Genomic DNA, 15,187 nt, shown 5'->3' with positions numbered 1-15,187 from the left:
GGCCGCGAACGGGGCTATCTTCGCCTCGGCCAGCGAACGGATCGCGTCACGGAGCATGTCGTGCTCCTCGGACGGGCGGTACAGGTCGAAGTCAGCCGATCCGGCCAAGGTCTCTCACGCTCCAAGGGAACTGCGCTAACTACCGTTAAGTAACTCAAATTTTAGGGGCCCGCCCACCGGACAGATACGTGAGCTTGGCGACAGGAGGGAATCCGCCCGTTGAAGAGGCGCGGCACGCCCCGACTATGCTCGGGCGGCACCGCCCAGCGCGTATCGACGCCGTACACCCCAGGAGCACTGCATGGCCGCCCTCAGGATCACCGTGATCGGCACCGGTTATCTCGGCGCCACGCACGCCGCGGCCATGGCCGAGCTCGGCTTCGAGGTGCTCGCGCTCGACGTGGTGCGCGAGAAGATCGAGATGCTGGAGCGGGGCGAGACCCCGATGTACGAGCCGGGGCTCGAGGAACTGCTGCGCCGGCACGTCGCGGGGTTCGAGGGCACCACCGGCCGCCTGCGCTTCACCCAGGACTGGGCCGAGGTCGGGGCGTTCGGCGACGTCCACTTCGTGTGTGTGAACACGCCGCAGAAGCACGGCGAGTACGCCTGCGACATGTCGTACGTCGAGTCTGCCCTCTCCTCCCTCGCGCCACACCTGACCAGGCCCGCCCTCGTGGTCGGCAAGTCCACCGTGCCCGTCGGCTCCGCCGACCGGCTGGCCCGCATGGTCGCCGGACTCGCACCGGCCGGCGCGGACGCCGAGCTGGCCTGGAACCCGGAGTTCCTGCGCGAGGGCTTCGCCGTCCAGGACACCCTGCACCCCGACCGGATCGTGGTGGGCGTGCGCAGCGAGCGGGCCGAGAAGCTGCTGCGGCAGGTGTACGCCACCCCCGTCGGGGAGGGCTCGCCGTTCGTCGTCACCGACTTCCCCACCGCCGAGCTCGTGAAGACCTCCGCGAACTCCTTCCTCGCCACCAAGATCTCCTTCATCAACGCGATGGCGGAGATGTGCGAGGCCGCGGGCGGCGACGTGGTCAAGCTGGCGGAGGCGATCGGGCACGACGACCGGATCGGCAAGAAGTTCCTGCGGGCCGGGATCGGCTTCGGCGGCGGGTGCCTGCCCAAGGACATCCGGGCCTTCATGGCGCGGGCCGGCGAGCTCGGCGCCGACCAGGCGCTGACCTTCCTGCGCGAGATCGACTCCATCAACATGCGCCAGCGCGGGCAGATGGTGGAGCTGGCCCGCCAGGCGCTGGGCGGCGGTTCCTTCCTGGGCAAGCGGGTCGCCGTGCTCGGCGCCACCTTCAAGCCCGACTCCGACGACGTCCGGGACTCGCCCGCGCTGAACGTCGCCGGTCAGATACACCTCCAGGGCGGCCAGGTGACCGTCTACGACCCCAAGGGCATGGAGAACGCCCGGCGGGTCTTCCCCACGCTCGGCTACGCCGACTCGGCGCTGGAGGCCGTACGGGGCGCCGATGTCGTCCTGCACCTGACCGAGTGGCGCGAGTTCCGCGAGCTGGACCCGGCGCGGCTCGGCGAGGTCGCCAAGGCCCGGCTGATCCTCGACGGGCGCAACGCCCTCGACCCCGAGCTGTGGCGGAAGGCCGGCTGGACCTACCGGGCGATGGGGCGTCCGACCGCCTGACCGGGACGGAACACGGGGCGACGCCGGTTCGGCCGAGGCTCAGTCGGCCGAACCGGCGTACCGTTGCATTCTGCCGCACCCGGCCCGCACGTGACGTAAGAAATTCCTGTGCGTCACCGTCCGGGGCCGCACGCGCCGCCCCGGGACGGCCCTCAGCCGCCCTTGGCCCGGTACCGGCGCATCTTCGCGCGGGCCCCGCACACCGACATCGAGCACCAGCGGGCCCGGCCGGCCGGGCTGCGGTCGTAGTAGGCCCAGTGGCAGGTCACGTCCTCGCAGGCCTTCAGCCGGGTCCAGGTGCCCGCGACCAGGGAGTCCGCCACGGCGGCCGCGATCCGGGACCGCAGGGGCGCCCCGGCGCCGGGGACCAGCCGCGCGGAGCCGTCCAGGGCGTCCACCGTCACGTACAGCGGCGCCGCCGCCAGCAGGGCCCCCAGGTCGCTCACCTCGTGGTGCGGCGGATGGCCCGCGTGGGCGAGCAGCGCGGCGCGCAGGGACTCGCGCAGGTCACGGGCGTCCGCCAGGTCGTCGACGGCGAGTCCGAAGCGCGCTCTGCCGTCGGGCGTGTCGAGCGTGTCGGCGCCGGTCCCGAGGTCCAGCGTGTTCACCAGGGACTCGATCAGCGCCAGGCCGCCCGGCGCGGGCGATCTCTCAGTCATGGCGGCTCCCACTCATGGCGGCGCGCCACCTCCGGCTCCCGGTATTTCCCTTGTGACGTTACCTCCTGTGCGGCAGCATGAGGTAACGGTTACCGGTTACTCGTCTCTACAGGTAACGCCGATCGAGGAGGAAGTCATGGCTCTCGCCAAGCTGGACACCGTCGTCCTGGACTGTCCCGACCCCCGCGCCCTGGCCGGTTTCTACGCCGCGCTGCTCGGCGGCACCCTGGAGGAGCAGGAGGACTGGATCGACCTGAGGATCGACGGCACCCAGGCCCTGGCGTTCCAGGCCGCTCCCGGGTACGTGCCGCCGAAGTGGCCCTCGCCCGACGGGTCGCAGCAGTTCCACCTGGACCTGACCGTCGACGACCTGGACACGGCCGAGCAGGAGGTCCTGAGGCTCGGTGCCCGCACCCTGGACGCCGACGACCGCTCGCGCAGCTTCCGGGTGTACGCGGACCCGGCGGGGCACCCGTTCTGCCTCTGCCGGGCCTAGTACCGGTACGGGATCCGGCAGAAATGCGGGAGCGGGGCGGCCGTGTCGGCCGCCCCGCTCCGTTCCGTCAGCTGCCGGACGAGTCGTCCGGTCAGCCGTCCAGCGACTCGATCGTCGCGTTGGACGGCGCGCGGGTGACCCGCAGCTCGCGGGACACGTCCTCCGCCGCGCCCAGTACCCGTACCGAGTTCTGCCAGGTCAGCTTGGCCAGGTCGGACCTGGACCAGCCGCGGTCGAGGAGTTCGGCGATCAGGTTGGGGTAGCCGGAGACGTCGTTCAGGCCGTCGGGGGTGAACGCCGTGCCGTCGTAGTCGCCGCCGATGCCGAGGTGGTCGATCCCGGCGACCTCGCGCATGTGGTCGAGGTGATCGGCGACCGTCGCGACCGTGGCGACCGGCCGCGGGTTGTCCTCCTCGAAGGCCCGGTGCACCCGCATGGCCTCGGCCGTGGTGTCGAGGTGGTGGAAGCCGTGCGCACGCATGTTCGCGTCGGCGGCGACCGTCCAGTCCACCGCCGCCTGGAGCACGAACTTCGGCACGAACGTCACCATCGCGACGCCGCCGTTGGCGGGCAGCCGCTCCAGCACGTCGTCCGGGATGTTGCGCGGGTGGTCGCAGACGGCCCGGGCCGAGGAGTGCGAGAAGATCACCGGCGCGGACGAGGTGTCCAGCGCGTCGCGCATGGTCGTCGCCGCCACATGGGAGAGGTCGACGAGCATGCCCAGGCGGTTCATCTCCCGGACCACCTCGCGGCCGAACGCGGACAGTCCGCCGACCGCGGGCTTGTCGGTCGCCGAGTCCGCCCAGGCCACGTTGTCGTTGTGGGTGAGGGTCAGATAGCGCACACCGAGGTCGTAGAGCCCGCGCAGGGTGCCGAGGGAGTTGGCGATCGAGTGGCCGCCCTCCGCCCCCATGAGCGAGGCGATACGGCCCTCGGCGCGCGCGGCCTCCATGTCGGCCGCGGTCAGCGCCCGGCGCAGGTCCGCCGGGTGGCGGTCGAGCAGCTGCCGTACGCAGTCGATCTGCTCCAGCGTCGAGGGCACCGCGTCGGGCAGGTCCGAGCGGACGTACACCGACCAGTACTGCGCGCCGACCCCGCCCTCGCGCAGGCGGGGGATGTCGGTGTGCAGGTGGGCGCTCTGCGGGGCGGCGATGTCGCGGGCGTCCAGGTCGTAGCGGACCTGCTCGCGCAGGGCCCAGGGCAGGTCGTTGTGACCGTCCACGACCGGGAACTCGGCGAGCAGCGCGCGGGCCTCTTCGAGGGACGTCATCCGCGCGCTCACTTCCCGAAGCCGAAGCCGGCCGTGCCCTCGACCTTGGCGCGCAGCCGCTTGCCCTTCTCCGTGGCCTGGTCGTTCAGCTCCTGCTGGAACTCGCGCATCCGGGTGAGCAGGTCCTCGTCGTGGGTGGCGAGGATGCGGGCCGCGAGCAGACCGGCGTTGCGGGCGCCGGCGACGGAGACGGTCGCGACCGGCACACCGGCCGGCATCTGCACGATCGACAGCAGCGAGTCCATGCCGTCGAGGTACTTCAGCGGCACCGGGACTCCGATGACCGGCAGCGGGGTGACCGAGGCCAGCATCCCGGGCAGGTGGGCGGCGCCGCCGGCGCCCGCGATGATCACCTTGATGCCCCGGTCGGCGGCCTGCTCGCCGTACGTGATCATCTCGCGCGGCATCCGGTGCGCGGAGACGACGTCGACCTCGTAGCCGATCTCGAACTCGTCGAGGGCCTGGGCTGCGGCCTCCATGACGGGCCAGTCGGAGTCCGACCCCATGACGATGCCTACGACAGGGCTCATTCGGTGATCGTGCCTCTCAGGTAGCCGGCTGCGTGACGGGCGCGCTCCAGCACGTCGTCGAGGTCGTCGCCGTAGGTGTTGACGTGACCGACCTTGCGGCCCTGCTTCACGTCCTTGCCGTACATGTGGATCTTCAGCCGGGGGTCGCGGGCCATGCAGTGCAGGTACGCCGCGTACATGTCCGGGTAGTCGCCGCCCAGGACGTTGACCATGACCGTCCACGGCGCGCGCGGACGCGGGTCGCCCAGCGGCAGGTCGAGCACGGCCCGGACGTGGTTGGCGAACTGGGACGTGATCGCGCCGTCCTGTGTCCAGTGGCCCGAGTTGTGCGGGCGCATGGCGAGTTCGTTGACGAGTATCCGGCCGTCCCGGGTCTGGAACAGCTCGACGGCGAGGTGGCCGACGACGCCGAGTTCCTTGGCGATGCGCAGCGCCATCTCCTCGGCCTTCAGGCCCACGGCCGGGTCGAGGTCGGGGGCGGGGGCGATGACCGTGTCGCAGACCCCGTTCACCTGGCGGGACTCCACCACGGGGTAGGCGACCGCCTGGCCGTGCGGGGAGCGCACGACGTTCGCCGCCAGCTCCCGCACGAAGTCGACCTTCTCCTCCGCGAGGACCGGGACACCGGCCCGGAAGGGTTCGGCGGCCTCCTCCACGGAGTCCACGACCCACACGCCCTTGCCGTCGTACCCGCCGCGGACGGTCTTGAGCACGACAGGAAAACCTCCCCCGCTCTCGGCCGCGAAGGCGGCCACGTCCTGCGGATCGGAGACGATGCGGTGCCGCGGGCACGGCACACCGATCGCGTCGAGTCTGGCCCGCATCACGCCCTTGTCCTGGGCGTGCACGAGCGCGTCGGGGCCCGGACGGACGGGGATGCCGTCCGCCTCCAGGGCCCTGAGGTGCTCGGTGGGCACATGTTCGTGATCGAAGGTGATCACATCGCACCCACGGGCGAACGCGCGCAGCGTGTCCAGATCGCGATAGTCGCCGATGACGACGTCGCTCACGACCTGTGCCGCGGAATCCTGAGGGGTGTCACTGAGGAGCTTGAACCTGATGCCGAGCGGAATGCCTGCCTCGTGTGTCATACGAGCGAGCTGGCCACCGCCGACCATGCCGACTACCGGGAACGTCACGCCCCTAGGGTATCGGCCACGCCCGGACGGCCGATTCCGTGCCTCTTACCGACGGCTTTCCCGTCTCATACCGGGCGTTTTACGGGTTCTTTCCAAGCTGTTCCCGGCCGGTGGGCCCGTCCACAGGAAAGCCCGCAGGGGGCCGGTTAGCATGGCTGGGTTGACGTAAACCGACCCGGACGGGGGCACGCACAGCCATGGAACACGGTTCCTCGGGGCTGCGACGACTCGTGCGCGAGGTCGCGAAGTTCGGCGCCGTCGGCGGCGCGGGGCTTCTGGTCAATCTGGGTGTGTTCAACCTGGTGCGCCACGCGACGGATCTGCCCGTCGTGCGGGCCAGTGTCATCGCCACGATCGTCGCCATCATCTTCAACTACCTGGGCTTCCGCTACTTCACGTACCGGGACCGCGACCGCACCGGCCGCACCCGGGAGCTGACCCTTTTCCTGCTGTTCAGCGCGGTCGGTCTCGTGATCGAGAACGGTGTGCTGTACGCGGCGACGTACGGGTTCGGCTGGGACAGCCCGCTGCAGAGCAACGTCTTCAAGTTCATCGGCATCGGCGTCGCCACGCTGTTCCGGTTCTGGTCGTACCGCTCGTGGGTGTTCCGGACGCTGCCCGCGCGGGAGGCCGTCGCGGACGCGGAGTCGCTGCTGAAGGCGGAGTCGAAGAAGACGCGGACCCAGCGGGTGGGCTGAGCGGGTGAGCCGACCCGGCAGGCGCCACGCAGACCCGCCGGCGCCACGCAGACTCGCCGGCGCCTCGCAGAACCGCCGGCGCCTCGCAGAACCGCCGGACAGGCCCTAGCGGACCGTCGGCTCGTCCTCCGTCACGAGCGTGCGCTTCAGCGGCGTACGCGACAGGAACAGGCCGAAGACCGGCGGCTGCGCCTGGAGCATCTCAAGGCGGCCGCCGTCCGCCTCCGCGAGGTCACGGGCCACGGCGAGGCCGATGCCCGTCGAGTTGCGGCCGCTGATCGTCCGCTCGAAGATCCGCGCCCCCAGATCGGCCGGGACGCCCGGTCCCTCGTCCGTCACCTCGATGACCGCCTGGTTGCCGGTGACCCGGGTGCGCAGGGCGACCGTGCCCCCGCCGTGCATGAGCGAGTTCTCGATCAGCGCCGCCAGCACCTGGGCCACCGCGCCGGGCGTGCCCACGGCCCGCAGATGGCGCTTGCCCGAGCTGACGATGGCGCGGCCCGCGCTGCGGTACGCCGGACGCCACTCCGCGAGCTGCTGCTGGATGACCTCGTCGAGGTCGAAGGAGACCGCCGAGCCGGTACGCGGGTCCCGGGCGTTGGTCAGCAGCCGCTCCACCACGTCCGTCAGGCGCTCCACCTGCGTCAGCGCGATGGTCGCCTCCTCCTTCACGATGTCCGGGTCGTCGGTGAGGGTGATCTCCTCCAGCCGCATGGACAGCGCGGTCAGCGGCGTACGGAGCTGGTGGGAGGCGTCGGCCGCCAGGCGCCGCTCGGCGGTGAGCATCCGGCCGATGCGCTCGGCGGAGGCGTCGAGGACGTCCGCGACCCGGTCCAGCTCGGGGACGCCGTACCGCTTGTGCCGGGGGCGCGGGTCGCCCGAGCCGAGCCGCTCGGCGGTCTCCGCGAGGTCGGTGAGCGGTGAGGCGAGACGGTTGGCCTGGCGGACCGCGAGGAGGACCGCGGCCACCACGGCCAGCAGCGCCACCGCCCCGATGATCAGCAGAGTGCGGCCGACCTCCCGGGTCACGGACGAGCGCGGCTCCTCGACCGTGACCGTCTCGCCCTCCTCGCCCTTGGCGGTGGAGCGGATCACCTCGCCGGCCGGCCGGGTGCCGATCTCGATCGGGCGCTGGCCGGGCATCACGATGCGGGCGTAGCGCTCCTGGGCGACCTGGCCGCGCAGTATCCCCGCGGTGACGGTCTCCTCGCCGAGCAGCCGGCTGTCCACGATGCTGGCCAGCCGCAGCGCCTCGGAGTCCACTCGTTCCTGGGCGCTGTTGCTGATCGTCCGGGTCTCGACGATCACCAGGGACACGCCGAAGACGGCGATGACGACGAGCACCACGGCGAGCGTGGACTGGATCAGTCGGCGGCGCATGACCTCTTACCTAACAAACGCGGACGCGTCACCCGGGGGACGCGGGCTCAGCTCTTCTCGAAGCGGAAGCCCACGCCTCGTACCGTCGCGATGTAGCGGGGGTTGGCCGCGTCGTCGCCGAGCTTCTTGCGCAGCCAGGAGATGTGCATGTCGAGGGTCTTGGTCGACGACCACCAGGTGGTGTCCCAGACCTCGCGCATCAACTGGTCGCGGGTGACGACCCGGCCCGCGTCCCGGACCAGCACCCGCAGCAGGTCGAACTCCTTGGCGGTGAGCTGGAGTTCCTCGTCGCCCATCCACGCGCGGTGCGACTCGACGTCGATGCGCACGCCGTGGGTGGCGGGCGGCTGCTGCGGCTCGGCGGCGCCGCGCCGCAGCAGGGCGCGGACCCGGGCGAGCAGTTCGGCGAGTCGGAACGGCTTGGTGACGTAGTCGTCGGCGCCCGCGTCGAGACCGACGACGGTGTCCACCTCGTCGGCGCGCGCGGTCAGGATGAGGATGGGCACGGCGTGGCCCTCGGCGCGCAGCCGGCGGGCCACCTCCAGGCCGTCGATGCCGGGCAGGCCCAGGTCCAGCACGACCAGGTCGACGCCGCCCTGCATTCCTGCGTCGAGCGCGGTGGGGCCGTCCTCACGCACCTCGACCTCGTACCCTTCCCGGCGCAGTGCGCGGGCCAGCGGCTCCGAGATGGACGCGTCGTCCTCGGCGAGCAGTACACGGGTCATGAGGTGATGGTAGTCCGCCCCGGACGGCCGCCGAGGTGTGATCGCCCTTGCGGTTTCTTACCGAGGGACATGCCGGACATCGCCGGGGATCGGCCCTCACGCGAACTTCCCCGGACGCGCCCGCGATCTTGTTACGGGTCCGGGTACAGAAGATGTCATCCTTGGATCGGCACGCCGGCCTTCGAATGAACGTGAATGGTTCCAAGATCGCCTGTGATCCCGGTCTCAAGTCCTTCCATATCAGGCACTGTCCTGAAGTATGGTGAATCAACGCCTCTAGCACTGCGGGGACCTTTGGCGAGTAGTTCGAACGCTGAGGGTCTCTTCCATGTGCGGGCTGGCCGCGCCAGCCTCCAGAAGGAATGACCTGTGGCCGGGCCTCTCAGCGCATCGACGCGCGTAGAGGCGTGGATCCCGGTGGTCGCCGTCCACCGCTCCGTGATCCGGAGCGGACCCCCCTGTGGGCGTGGGGCGGACATGACAGGACCGCCGGTGCCGGCCGCCCCCCACCGGGCGTCGCGACGCTCCAGCAGCGCGCGCGTCCCGAGCAGCAAGGAACGACCAATGGCGTCCAGCCTGACGAAGGATTCGGTCCGTCCGGGCACCCCCGGCTCCGAGAAGACCTTCTTCGGCCACCCCCGCGGACTGGCCACTCTCTTCATGACCGAGATGTGGGAGCGTTTCTCCTACTACGGCATGAAGGCCCTGCTCCCGCTGTACCTGGTGGCACCGGGGGGCCTGCACATGAGCGCGGCCACCGCCACGGCCATCTACTCGGTGTACCTGTCCCTCGTGTACCTGCTCGCCCTCCCCGGCGGCTGGTTCGCGGACCGGGTCCTCGGCCCCCGCAAGACCGTCGCCGTCGCCGGCCTGGTCATCATGCTGGGACACCTCACCCTGGCCCTGCCCTCGTCCGGCACCTTCTTCGCGGGCCTCGGCCTGGTCGCGATCGGTTCCGGTCTGCTGAAGTCCAACATCTCCACGATGGTCGGCCACCTCTACAAGGGTGCCGACGACGCCCGTCGTGACGGTGGCTTCACGCTCTTCTACATCGGCATCAACCTCGGCGCGTTCGCCGCGCCGCTGGTCATCGGCACCGTCGGTGAGAACGTCAACTGGCACCTGGGCTTCGCGCTCGCCGCGCTCGGCATGGCGCTGGGTCTCGCCCAGTACCTGCTCGGCAGCCGTCACCTCGACGCCCAGTCGAGCGTCGTCCCCACGCCGCTGTCCCCCGCCGAGAAGTCCGCCACGCTGCGCAAGTCGGCCCTGTGGGCGGCCGTCGCGGCCGTCTTCTACACGGTCGTCGTCGTCTCCGGCCACTACACGCTGAACTGGCTGCTGGTCCCGATCACCATCGCCGGCCTGATCATCCCGGTCATGGTCATCGCCCGTATCAAGCGGGACAAGGACCTCGACCGCACCGAGCAGTCGAAGATGTCCGCGTACATCTGGTTCTTCGTCGCCGCGGCCGTGTTCTGGATGATCTACGACCAGGGCGGCTCCACGGTGTCCCTGTTCGCCGACTCCTCGGCGAAGAACACCATCTTCGGCTGGGACTTCCCGGTCTCCTGGTACCAGTCGGTCAACCCGGTCATGATCATGGCGCTGGCCCCGGTCTTCGCCTGGGCGTGGCTGGCGCTCGCCCGGCGCGGCAAGGAGCCGAGCACCGCGGTGAAGTTCGCCATGGGCCTGGTTCTGATCGGCGCGTCGTTCTTCCTGTTCCTCGCCCCGCTGGCGATCGCCGACGGCGGTCACAAGGCGGCCGCCATGTGGCTGGTGGCGATCTACTTCGTCCAGACCGTCGGTGAGCTGACCCTCTCCCCCGTGGGCCTGTCGGTCACCACGAAGATGGCGCCCGCGAAGTACGCCTCCCAGATGATGGGTGTCTGGTTCCTGGCCGTCACCGCCGGTGACGCCACGACCGGCCTGCTCTCCATCGCCGGGGTCGACCTCAACAAGACGGGCATCGTGACCTTCCAGGCCGCCCTCGCGGTCGCCGCGGGTGTCGCGGTGTGGATGTACCGCAAGAAGGTCAAGGAGCTCATGGGCGACGTCCACTGACGTCCCCCCGAGGCCACCGACGTCCACCGGCGTCCGGCCGGAGCTGATTCGCGCGAGGGCCGCCGCACCCCCACCGGGGTGCGGCGGCCCTCGCGCGTACCGGGGCGGACCCGGCGCCCTACCGCGTGCGTCGGCGCGGCATGAACGTGAACACCGCGCCGCCCAGCAGGACCGCCGTCCCCGCGACCAGGCCGAGGGCCTTCAGGGCGCCGTGGTCGCCCGCGCCCGTCTCCGCGAGACCGCCGGTGGAGGTGCTGCCGGAGGAGGTGGTGCCGGAGCCGGTGGACCCGGACGCGCCGCTCGCCTGCTCGGTGGTGTCCAGGGTCAGGGAGACCTCGGACGACGTCGGCGTGCAGGTCGTGGTCGTACCGAGGGCCTCGATCGTCAGCACGCCCGGGGACAGCGTCGACTCACCGCTCGCGCCCGGCTTGTAGGTGCCGGTCAGGTCGGGGATCTCGATCGGGTCGCCCGACTTGATCACGTCCGCGTTGAGCGGGCCCTCCACGTGCACCGTGCCGTGGTCGGCACCGCCGAGCACGACCTCCATCGACGGCTTGACCGAGCCCGCCGGGATGTCCGCGGGGCTGTCCATCACCGACTGCCCGAACTTCACCGTGAGCGCGAAGCTCCCGCCGTCCTTCTTCGCGTCGATCTGCACGGCCGAGGTGGCGTTCTTGTCACCGATGGGCGTCTTGCACGCGTACGGGACCTGCACCTGCTTGCCGGTGAAGTCGGTCTGCCCGGTGCCGTCGCTCGCCGAGGCGGACGCGGAGGCCGAGGCGGACCCGGTCGGGGACGCCGTGTCCGACGGGGAGCCCGAGGGCGTCACGGTCGCGCTGGACGAGGGGCTCGACGTGCCCCCGCCCCCCGCCGACACCTCGATGGTCGCCGCCTGCGGCACCGTCGACGTCGGGGTGCACCTGGTGTCCGTCGACATGGCGTTGACGGTGTAGGCGCCCGGGGTCAGCGTCACCGTCCCCGCCGTCGTGAGCTTCAGGGTGCCCTTCATGTCGGACAGCACCATGGCGGCGCCCTTGGGGATCGCCGGGTTCTCGCGCGGCCCCTGCATCGCGATGTCTGCGCTCTGCGCACCGGCCGCCTTGAGCGTGCCCGACGGCTGCACGGAGTTCGCGGGCAGGTCGATGATGTCGGGGTTCTTCGACGCGGCCTGGACGAACTTCCACACCACGTCGACCGTGTCACCCACCTTCGCGGTGGCCGGCGCGGTGATCTCGACCTTGGTGGTGCCGTCCACGGGGTCGAGACCGGCGGGCGGCACGCAGTGCGTCGCGAACGACACCTCGGCGGCCTGGGCGGGCGCCGCCGCCACACCCAGCAGGAGTCCCGCCCCGCCCAGCATCAACGCGGCCCCCGCCGCCCCGGCTCTGCGCATGCCGCCGGGGCGGCCGACCGGTGTGACTCTCCTTCGCATGCTCACGTGGGTCCCTTCGTGACGGGAGTCGTAGGACTCGCCGGGTTGTCGTCGTGCGGTGCGGAGAGCCGACCGGCCGCCGGGTCCGGAGCGGAGTCCGGGGTGAACCACGGCAGGGTCGAGGTCGGGGCGGGCTCAGCGGCGGTCGTGCCGGTCGCGTACGACCCGTCCTGCGCGTCCGGTGTGTCCGGCCCGTCCGGCGCGTCCGTGCGGTCGCCGCGGCGCAGCCCCGGCAGCCACGGGAGGCGGGTCGCCGGGCCGGGAGACCGGCCGCGGTGCGCCCGGCGCGGGTGCCGTGGCCGGTGCGGCCGGACGCGGTCCACCACCGCCATCCCGATGCGGAACACCGCCACCGGTACGACCACGCAGAGCAGGATCCAGAACAGGGTCACGCCCCAGGGGCGGCCGACGCCCCACGGCTGCTCGCCGAGGACCCGGCCGCCGTACGCGAGGGTGACGGTGTAGTCGCCGTGCGCCCCGGCGGAGAGCTCGACCGGCAGCCTGATCCGTGCCTTCCCGCCGGGCGCGAGGGTGCCCCGCCACTGCTGCTCGTCCCACTGCGGGGCGAACACCCCGTGGGAGACACCCACCCGGAAGACCGGGTCCGTCACGGCGTCGGAGCCGACGTTGCCGACGGTGAGGACCAGGGTGCGCGAGGGCGGGGCGCCGAACCAGGTCAGCACGCCGCTCGATCCGTCGAGCCGGATGTCGGTGAGGACGGACAGCCGTCCGCCGTCGGTCCGCGCGGGCAGCGCCCGCACCGGATGCCCGGCCACCCGCAGGACCGCGTCGGCCTGCGCCTTCGCGCCGGTCACGGTGGCCACATGCACCACGCACGGGCACGGCACCGGCGGTTCGGTCACCGGCAGCACGCGGCTGAAGCGGCCGTCGGCGTCGGTGGTGACGGCCCGCCCGTCGGCGTTCGCGCAGGAGTTGGTGCCGCCGAGCACGCCCCGCGAGGGCGCCGACTGACCGCACACCAGCAGCATCAGCAAGGCATGCGACCGCCAGCCGCTGCCACTGACGGTGATCGAACCGCCGGTTCCGGCCTGCGCCCGCGACAGTCGGACGGTGGGCCCGGCGGCCGTCGCCGGTGCCGTGGGGGTCAGCAGGAGCAGCGCCGCGAACGCCACCACCAGCACCCCGATCCGCTGTCTGCCGCTCACCGCAGCCCTCCCGTCGACTCGGCCCGCGTACCCGGCCGCCGCGCCACGGAGCGGCCCGCCGTACGAACCCGGCGCCGCCGTACGACGAGAAGTCCGGCGGCGGCCGCCCCCGCGGCGCCCGCCGTCCCGCCGACCGCGCCCCAGGGCACGAACCGCGCCGACCCGCTCGCCGTGTCCCGGGCGCCGCCCGCCGCCGTCGCGGTCAGTGTCACGTCCACCGCGTCGAGGACGGGTCGGCCGGGCCAGGGTTCGCTGAGCTTCAGCCGGCGTCCCGGGGGCAGTTCGACGGGCAGGGCGCGCGGGGCGCGGTCCAGGAGCCGGCGGCCGAACACGCCGTCCGCGCGCACCGCCAGCCGCGGGGCGAGCACCGTGGTGCCGCGGTTGACCAGTTCGTAGGTGATGCGGTCGGCGCGCACGGTGACGTGCTCGACGGTCAGCGCGGACAACTCGGGTCCGCCGACCCGCAGTCGCAGCGGCACGGTCTCCGTGCGGCCGTCGCCGCCGCGCGCCACGATCGCGCCGGAGCGGTCGCCGGGGGCCGCGTCCGCCGGGACGGTCACCGTGAAGGGGACGTCGGCCCGGGTGCGGGCGGGGACACGCACCTCGGCACCGGCGAACGTCACCGGCACACCGGTCCCGCGCAGCCGTACGGTGACCGGCCGCCGTCCGCGGTTGGTCAGGGACACCGTGTCCTGCTGGACGGCACCGGGCGAGCCCTCCACGTAGAAGGCCGGGCGGCCGCCGCCCGCGGGCGCGGCCGACCAGCCGTCGTCGGCGGGCGCGGCGCCCAGCAGCAGCAGGACGGACAGGGGCAGGACACGGGCGGCGTACGACATCGGCGGCTCCATCGGGCAGAGGCGGCGCGGCGGGCAGGCGTCGCGACGGTCCGTCAGCGGCGCACCCGCGCCGCTTGGTTCCGGCGGGTCAGCCACAGCACGCCCGCCGCGCCGGCCAGGAACACCGTGCCGCCGAGCGTGCCGAGGGCGACGGCCGAGTCCGCGGGCCCGGTCTGTGGAAGCGCCGTACCGGAACCGCTGTCGCCGTGGGTGCCCCCGCTCGTACTCCCGGACGAGCCGCCGCTCGTGCCGCCGCCCGCCGCCGTCACGTCGAGGGTGAGCGAGGGCCCGGGGGTGTCGGCGGGCGTGCACGTGGTGGTCGTACCGAGCGCCTTGATGGTGAGCGTGCCCGCCGTGAAGGTGACCTTGCCGGTCTTCTTCGGGGTGTACGTGCCGCTCAAGTCATTGATCTTTATCGGGGTGTTGGCCGGGATGGCGGCCTGGTTGGCGGCGCCCGTGACGGTGAGGGTGCCGCTGTCGGCGCCGCCCAGCCTGACGGTGGCGCTCGGGTTCATCGCGCCCTTGCCCAGTTCGACCGGGCTGGACGAGACGCCCTTCTGCCAGGACATGGTGATCCGGTAGCCGCTGCCGCTCTTGACGCCCTTGATGTCGATGGGCGAGACGGCGCTCTTGTCACCGATGGGCGTCTTGCACTGGTAGTTGACGTTCACGACCTCGGCCCGGGCCGCCGGGGCGGCGAGCAGGACCGCCGAGCCGGCCAGGGCCGCGACGGACGCGAACGCGGCGGTTCGTTTCTGGTACGACACGGTCCCCTCGTTTCTGACGGCACATCAGATGGGCCGTCAAGGTACGCCCGGGGCCGCGAGGAGGGAAGACAAGGAGCACGCCGGAGTTGCGCCGGTCCGGCGGACGCGGAGCGGAGGCCGCGCGAGCGACCGGAGGGCTCGGACCGGGATCCGGGCCCGAGGGTGCGACCTGAGGGTAACCTCGGGTAAGGGCCTGGGGCGCGGTCAGCGCCACAAGGGTCGGCCAGGGCCTGAGGAACGGTCAGGGCCGCAGGTCCGGCAGAGCCCGAGAGGCGGCCAGGGCCGCAGGGCCGCAGGGCCGCAGGGCCGCAGGGCCGCAGGGCCGCAGGGCCGCAGGGCCGCAGGGCCGCAGGGCCGCAGGGCCGCAGGGCCGCAGGGCC

14 protein-coding genes are annotated in these 15,187 nt (G+C 72.1%); 4 read left to right on the top strand and 10 right to left on the bottom strand.

Annotated elements, in window-relative coordinates; genetic code table 11:
• The first annotated feature begins 301 nt into the window (after positions 1–301).
• Positions 302–1,648, top strand: a complete 1,347-nt coding sequence (locus ACWC24_RS15235; protein ID WP_450663277.1) for a UDP-glucose dehydrogenase family protein — start codon at positions 302–304, stop codon at positions 1,646–1,648.
• A 152-nt stretch (positions 1,649–1,800) separates the two neighbouring features.
• Here ACWC24_RS15235 and ACWC24_RS15230 read toward each other — a convergent pair whose 3' ends face one another.
• The gene (locus ACWC24_RS15230) at positions 1,801–2,307 is read right to left on the bottom strand and encodes a CGNR zinc finger domain-containing protein (protein WP_450663276.1); all 507 of its coding nucleotides are present in this window, start codon (positions 2,305–2,307) and stop codon (positions 1,801–1,803) included.
• A 136-nt stretch (positions 2,308–2,443) separates the two neighbouring features.
• On the opposite strand from ACWC24_RS15230, the gene ACWC24_RS15225 reads away from it, so the two are divergent.
• Positions 2,444–2,803, top strand: a complete 360-nt coding sequence (locus ACWC24_RS15225; RefSeq protein WP_450663275.1) for a VOC family protein — start codon at positions 2,444–2,446, stop codon at positions 2,801–2,803.
• Between the two features lie 91 nt (positions 2,804–2,894).
• Here the strand turns inward: ACWC24_RS15225 and ACWC24_RS15220 are convergent, their stop codons facing one another.
• From ACWC24_RS15220 to ACWC24_RS15210, 3 genes are read right to left on the bottom strand one after another with little or no spacing between them, the layout of a single operon-like run.
• Positions 2,895–4,073 (bottom strand): dipeptidase, encoded by a 1,179-nt coding sequence (locus tag ACWC24_RS15220; protein ID WP_450663274.1) that lies wholly within the window; start codon positions 4,071–4,073, stop codon positions 2,895–2,897.
• A gap of 8 nt (positions 4,074–4,081) precedes the next feature.
• Entirely contained in the window at positions 4,082–4,603 is a 522-nt protein-coding gene (gene purE, locus ACWC24_RS15215; protein ID WP_450663273.1) for a 5-(carboxyamino)imidazole ribonucleotide mutase, read from the bottom strand.
• Positions 4,600–5,742, bottom strand: coding sequence for a 5-(carboxyamino)imidazole ribonucleotide synthase (locus ACWC24_RS15210; protein WP_450663272.1), 1,143 nt, complete (start codon positions 5,740–5,742; stop codon positions 4,600–4,602). Before ACWC24_RS15210 ends, purE begins: the two co-directional genes overlap by 4 nt.
• Before the next feature lie 197 nt (positions 5,743–5,939).
• Here ACWC24_RS15210 and ACWC24_RS15205 point away from each other — a divergent pair, with 197 nt between their 5' ends.
• Positions 5,940–6,440 (top strand): GtrA family protein, encoded by a 501-nt coding sequence (locus ACWC24_RS15205; RefSeq protein WP_450663271.1) that lies wholly within the window; start codon positions 5,940–5,942, stop codon positions 6,438–6,440.
• A 105-nt stretch (positions 6,441–6,545) separates the two neighbouring features.
• Here the strand turns inward: ACWC24_RS15205 and ACWC24_RS15200 are convergent, their stop codons facing one another.
• Complete coding sequence (locus ACWC24_RS15200) at positions 6,546–7,820, bottom strand: ATP-binding protein (RefSeq protein ID WP_450663270.1); 1,275 nt, start codon at positions 7,818–7,820, stop codon at positions 6,546–6,548.
• 47 nt (positions 7,821–7,867) lie between these two features.
• A complete protein-coding gene (locus ACWC24_RS15195; RefSeq protein ID WP_450663269.1) occupies positions 7,868–8,545 on the bottom strand; it encodes a response regulator transcription factor in 678 nt (225 codons plus the stop codon).
• 564 nt (positions 8,546–9,109) lie between these two features.
• On the opposite strand from ACWC24_RS15195, the gene ACWC24_RS15190 reads away from it, so the two are divergent.
• Positions 9,110–10,606, top strand: a complete 1,497-nt coding sequence (locus tag ACWC24_RS15190) for an oligopeptide:H+ symporter (RefSeq protein WP_450663268.1) — start codon at positions 9,110–9,112, stop codon at positions 10,604–10,606.
• A gap of 118 nt (positions 10,607–10,724) precedes the next feature.
• On the opposite strand, the gene ACWC24_RS15185 is transcribed toward ACWC24_RS15190, so the two are convergent.
• From ACWC24_RS15185 to ACWC24_RS15170, 4 genes are all read right to left on the bottom strand, one after another.
• Positions 10,725–11,966: a hypothetical protein gene (locus tag ACWC24_RS15185; protein WP_450663286.1), complete on the bottom strand. Its 1,242-nt coding sequence runs from the start codon at positions 11,964–11,966 to the stop codon at positions 10,725–10,727.
• 74 nt (positions 11,967–12,040) lie between these two features.
• Complete coding sequence (locus ACWC24_RS15180; RefSeq protein WP_450663267.1) at positions 12,041–13,204, bottom strand: hypothetical protein; 1,164 nt, start codon at positions 13,202–13,204, stop codon at positions 12,041–12,043.
• Complete coding sequence (locus tag ACWC24_RS15175; protein WP_450663266.1) at positions 13,201–14,040, bottom strand: hypothetical protein; 840 nt, start codon at positions 14,038–14,040, stop codon at positions 13,201–13,203. Before ACWC24_RS15175 ends, ACWC24_RS15180 begins: the two co-directional genes overlap by 4 nt.
• A 53-nt stretch (positions 14,041–14,093) precedes the next feature.
• Positions 14,094–14,807: an LPXTG cell wall anchor domain-containing protein gene (locus tag ACWC24_RS15170; RefSeq protein ID WP_450663265.1), complete on the bottom strand. Its 714-nt coding sequence runs from the start codon at positions 14,805–14,807 to the stop codon at positions 14,094–14,096.
• Positions 14,808–15,187 lie beyond the last annotated feature (380 nt).

It is taken from the genome of Streptomyces sp. NPDC001443, from assembly GCF_053597355.1.
Note: the sequence above shows the minus strand (reverse complement) of the source record. Positions and strands in the feature narration are given on the sequence as shown.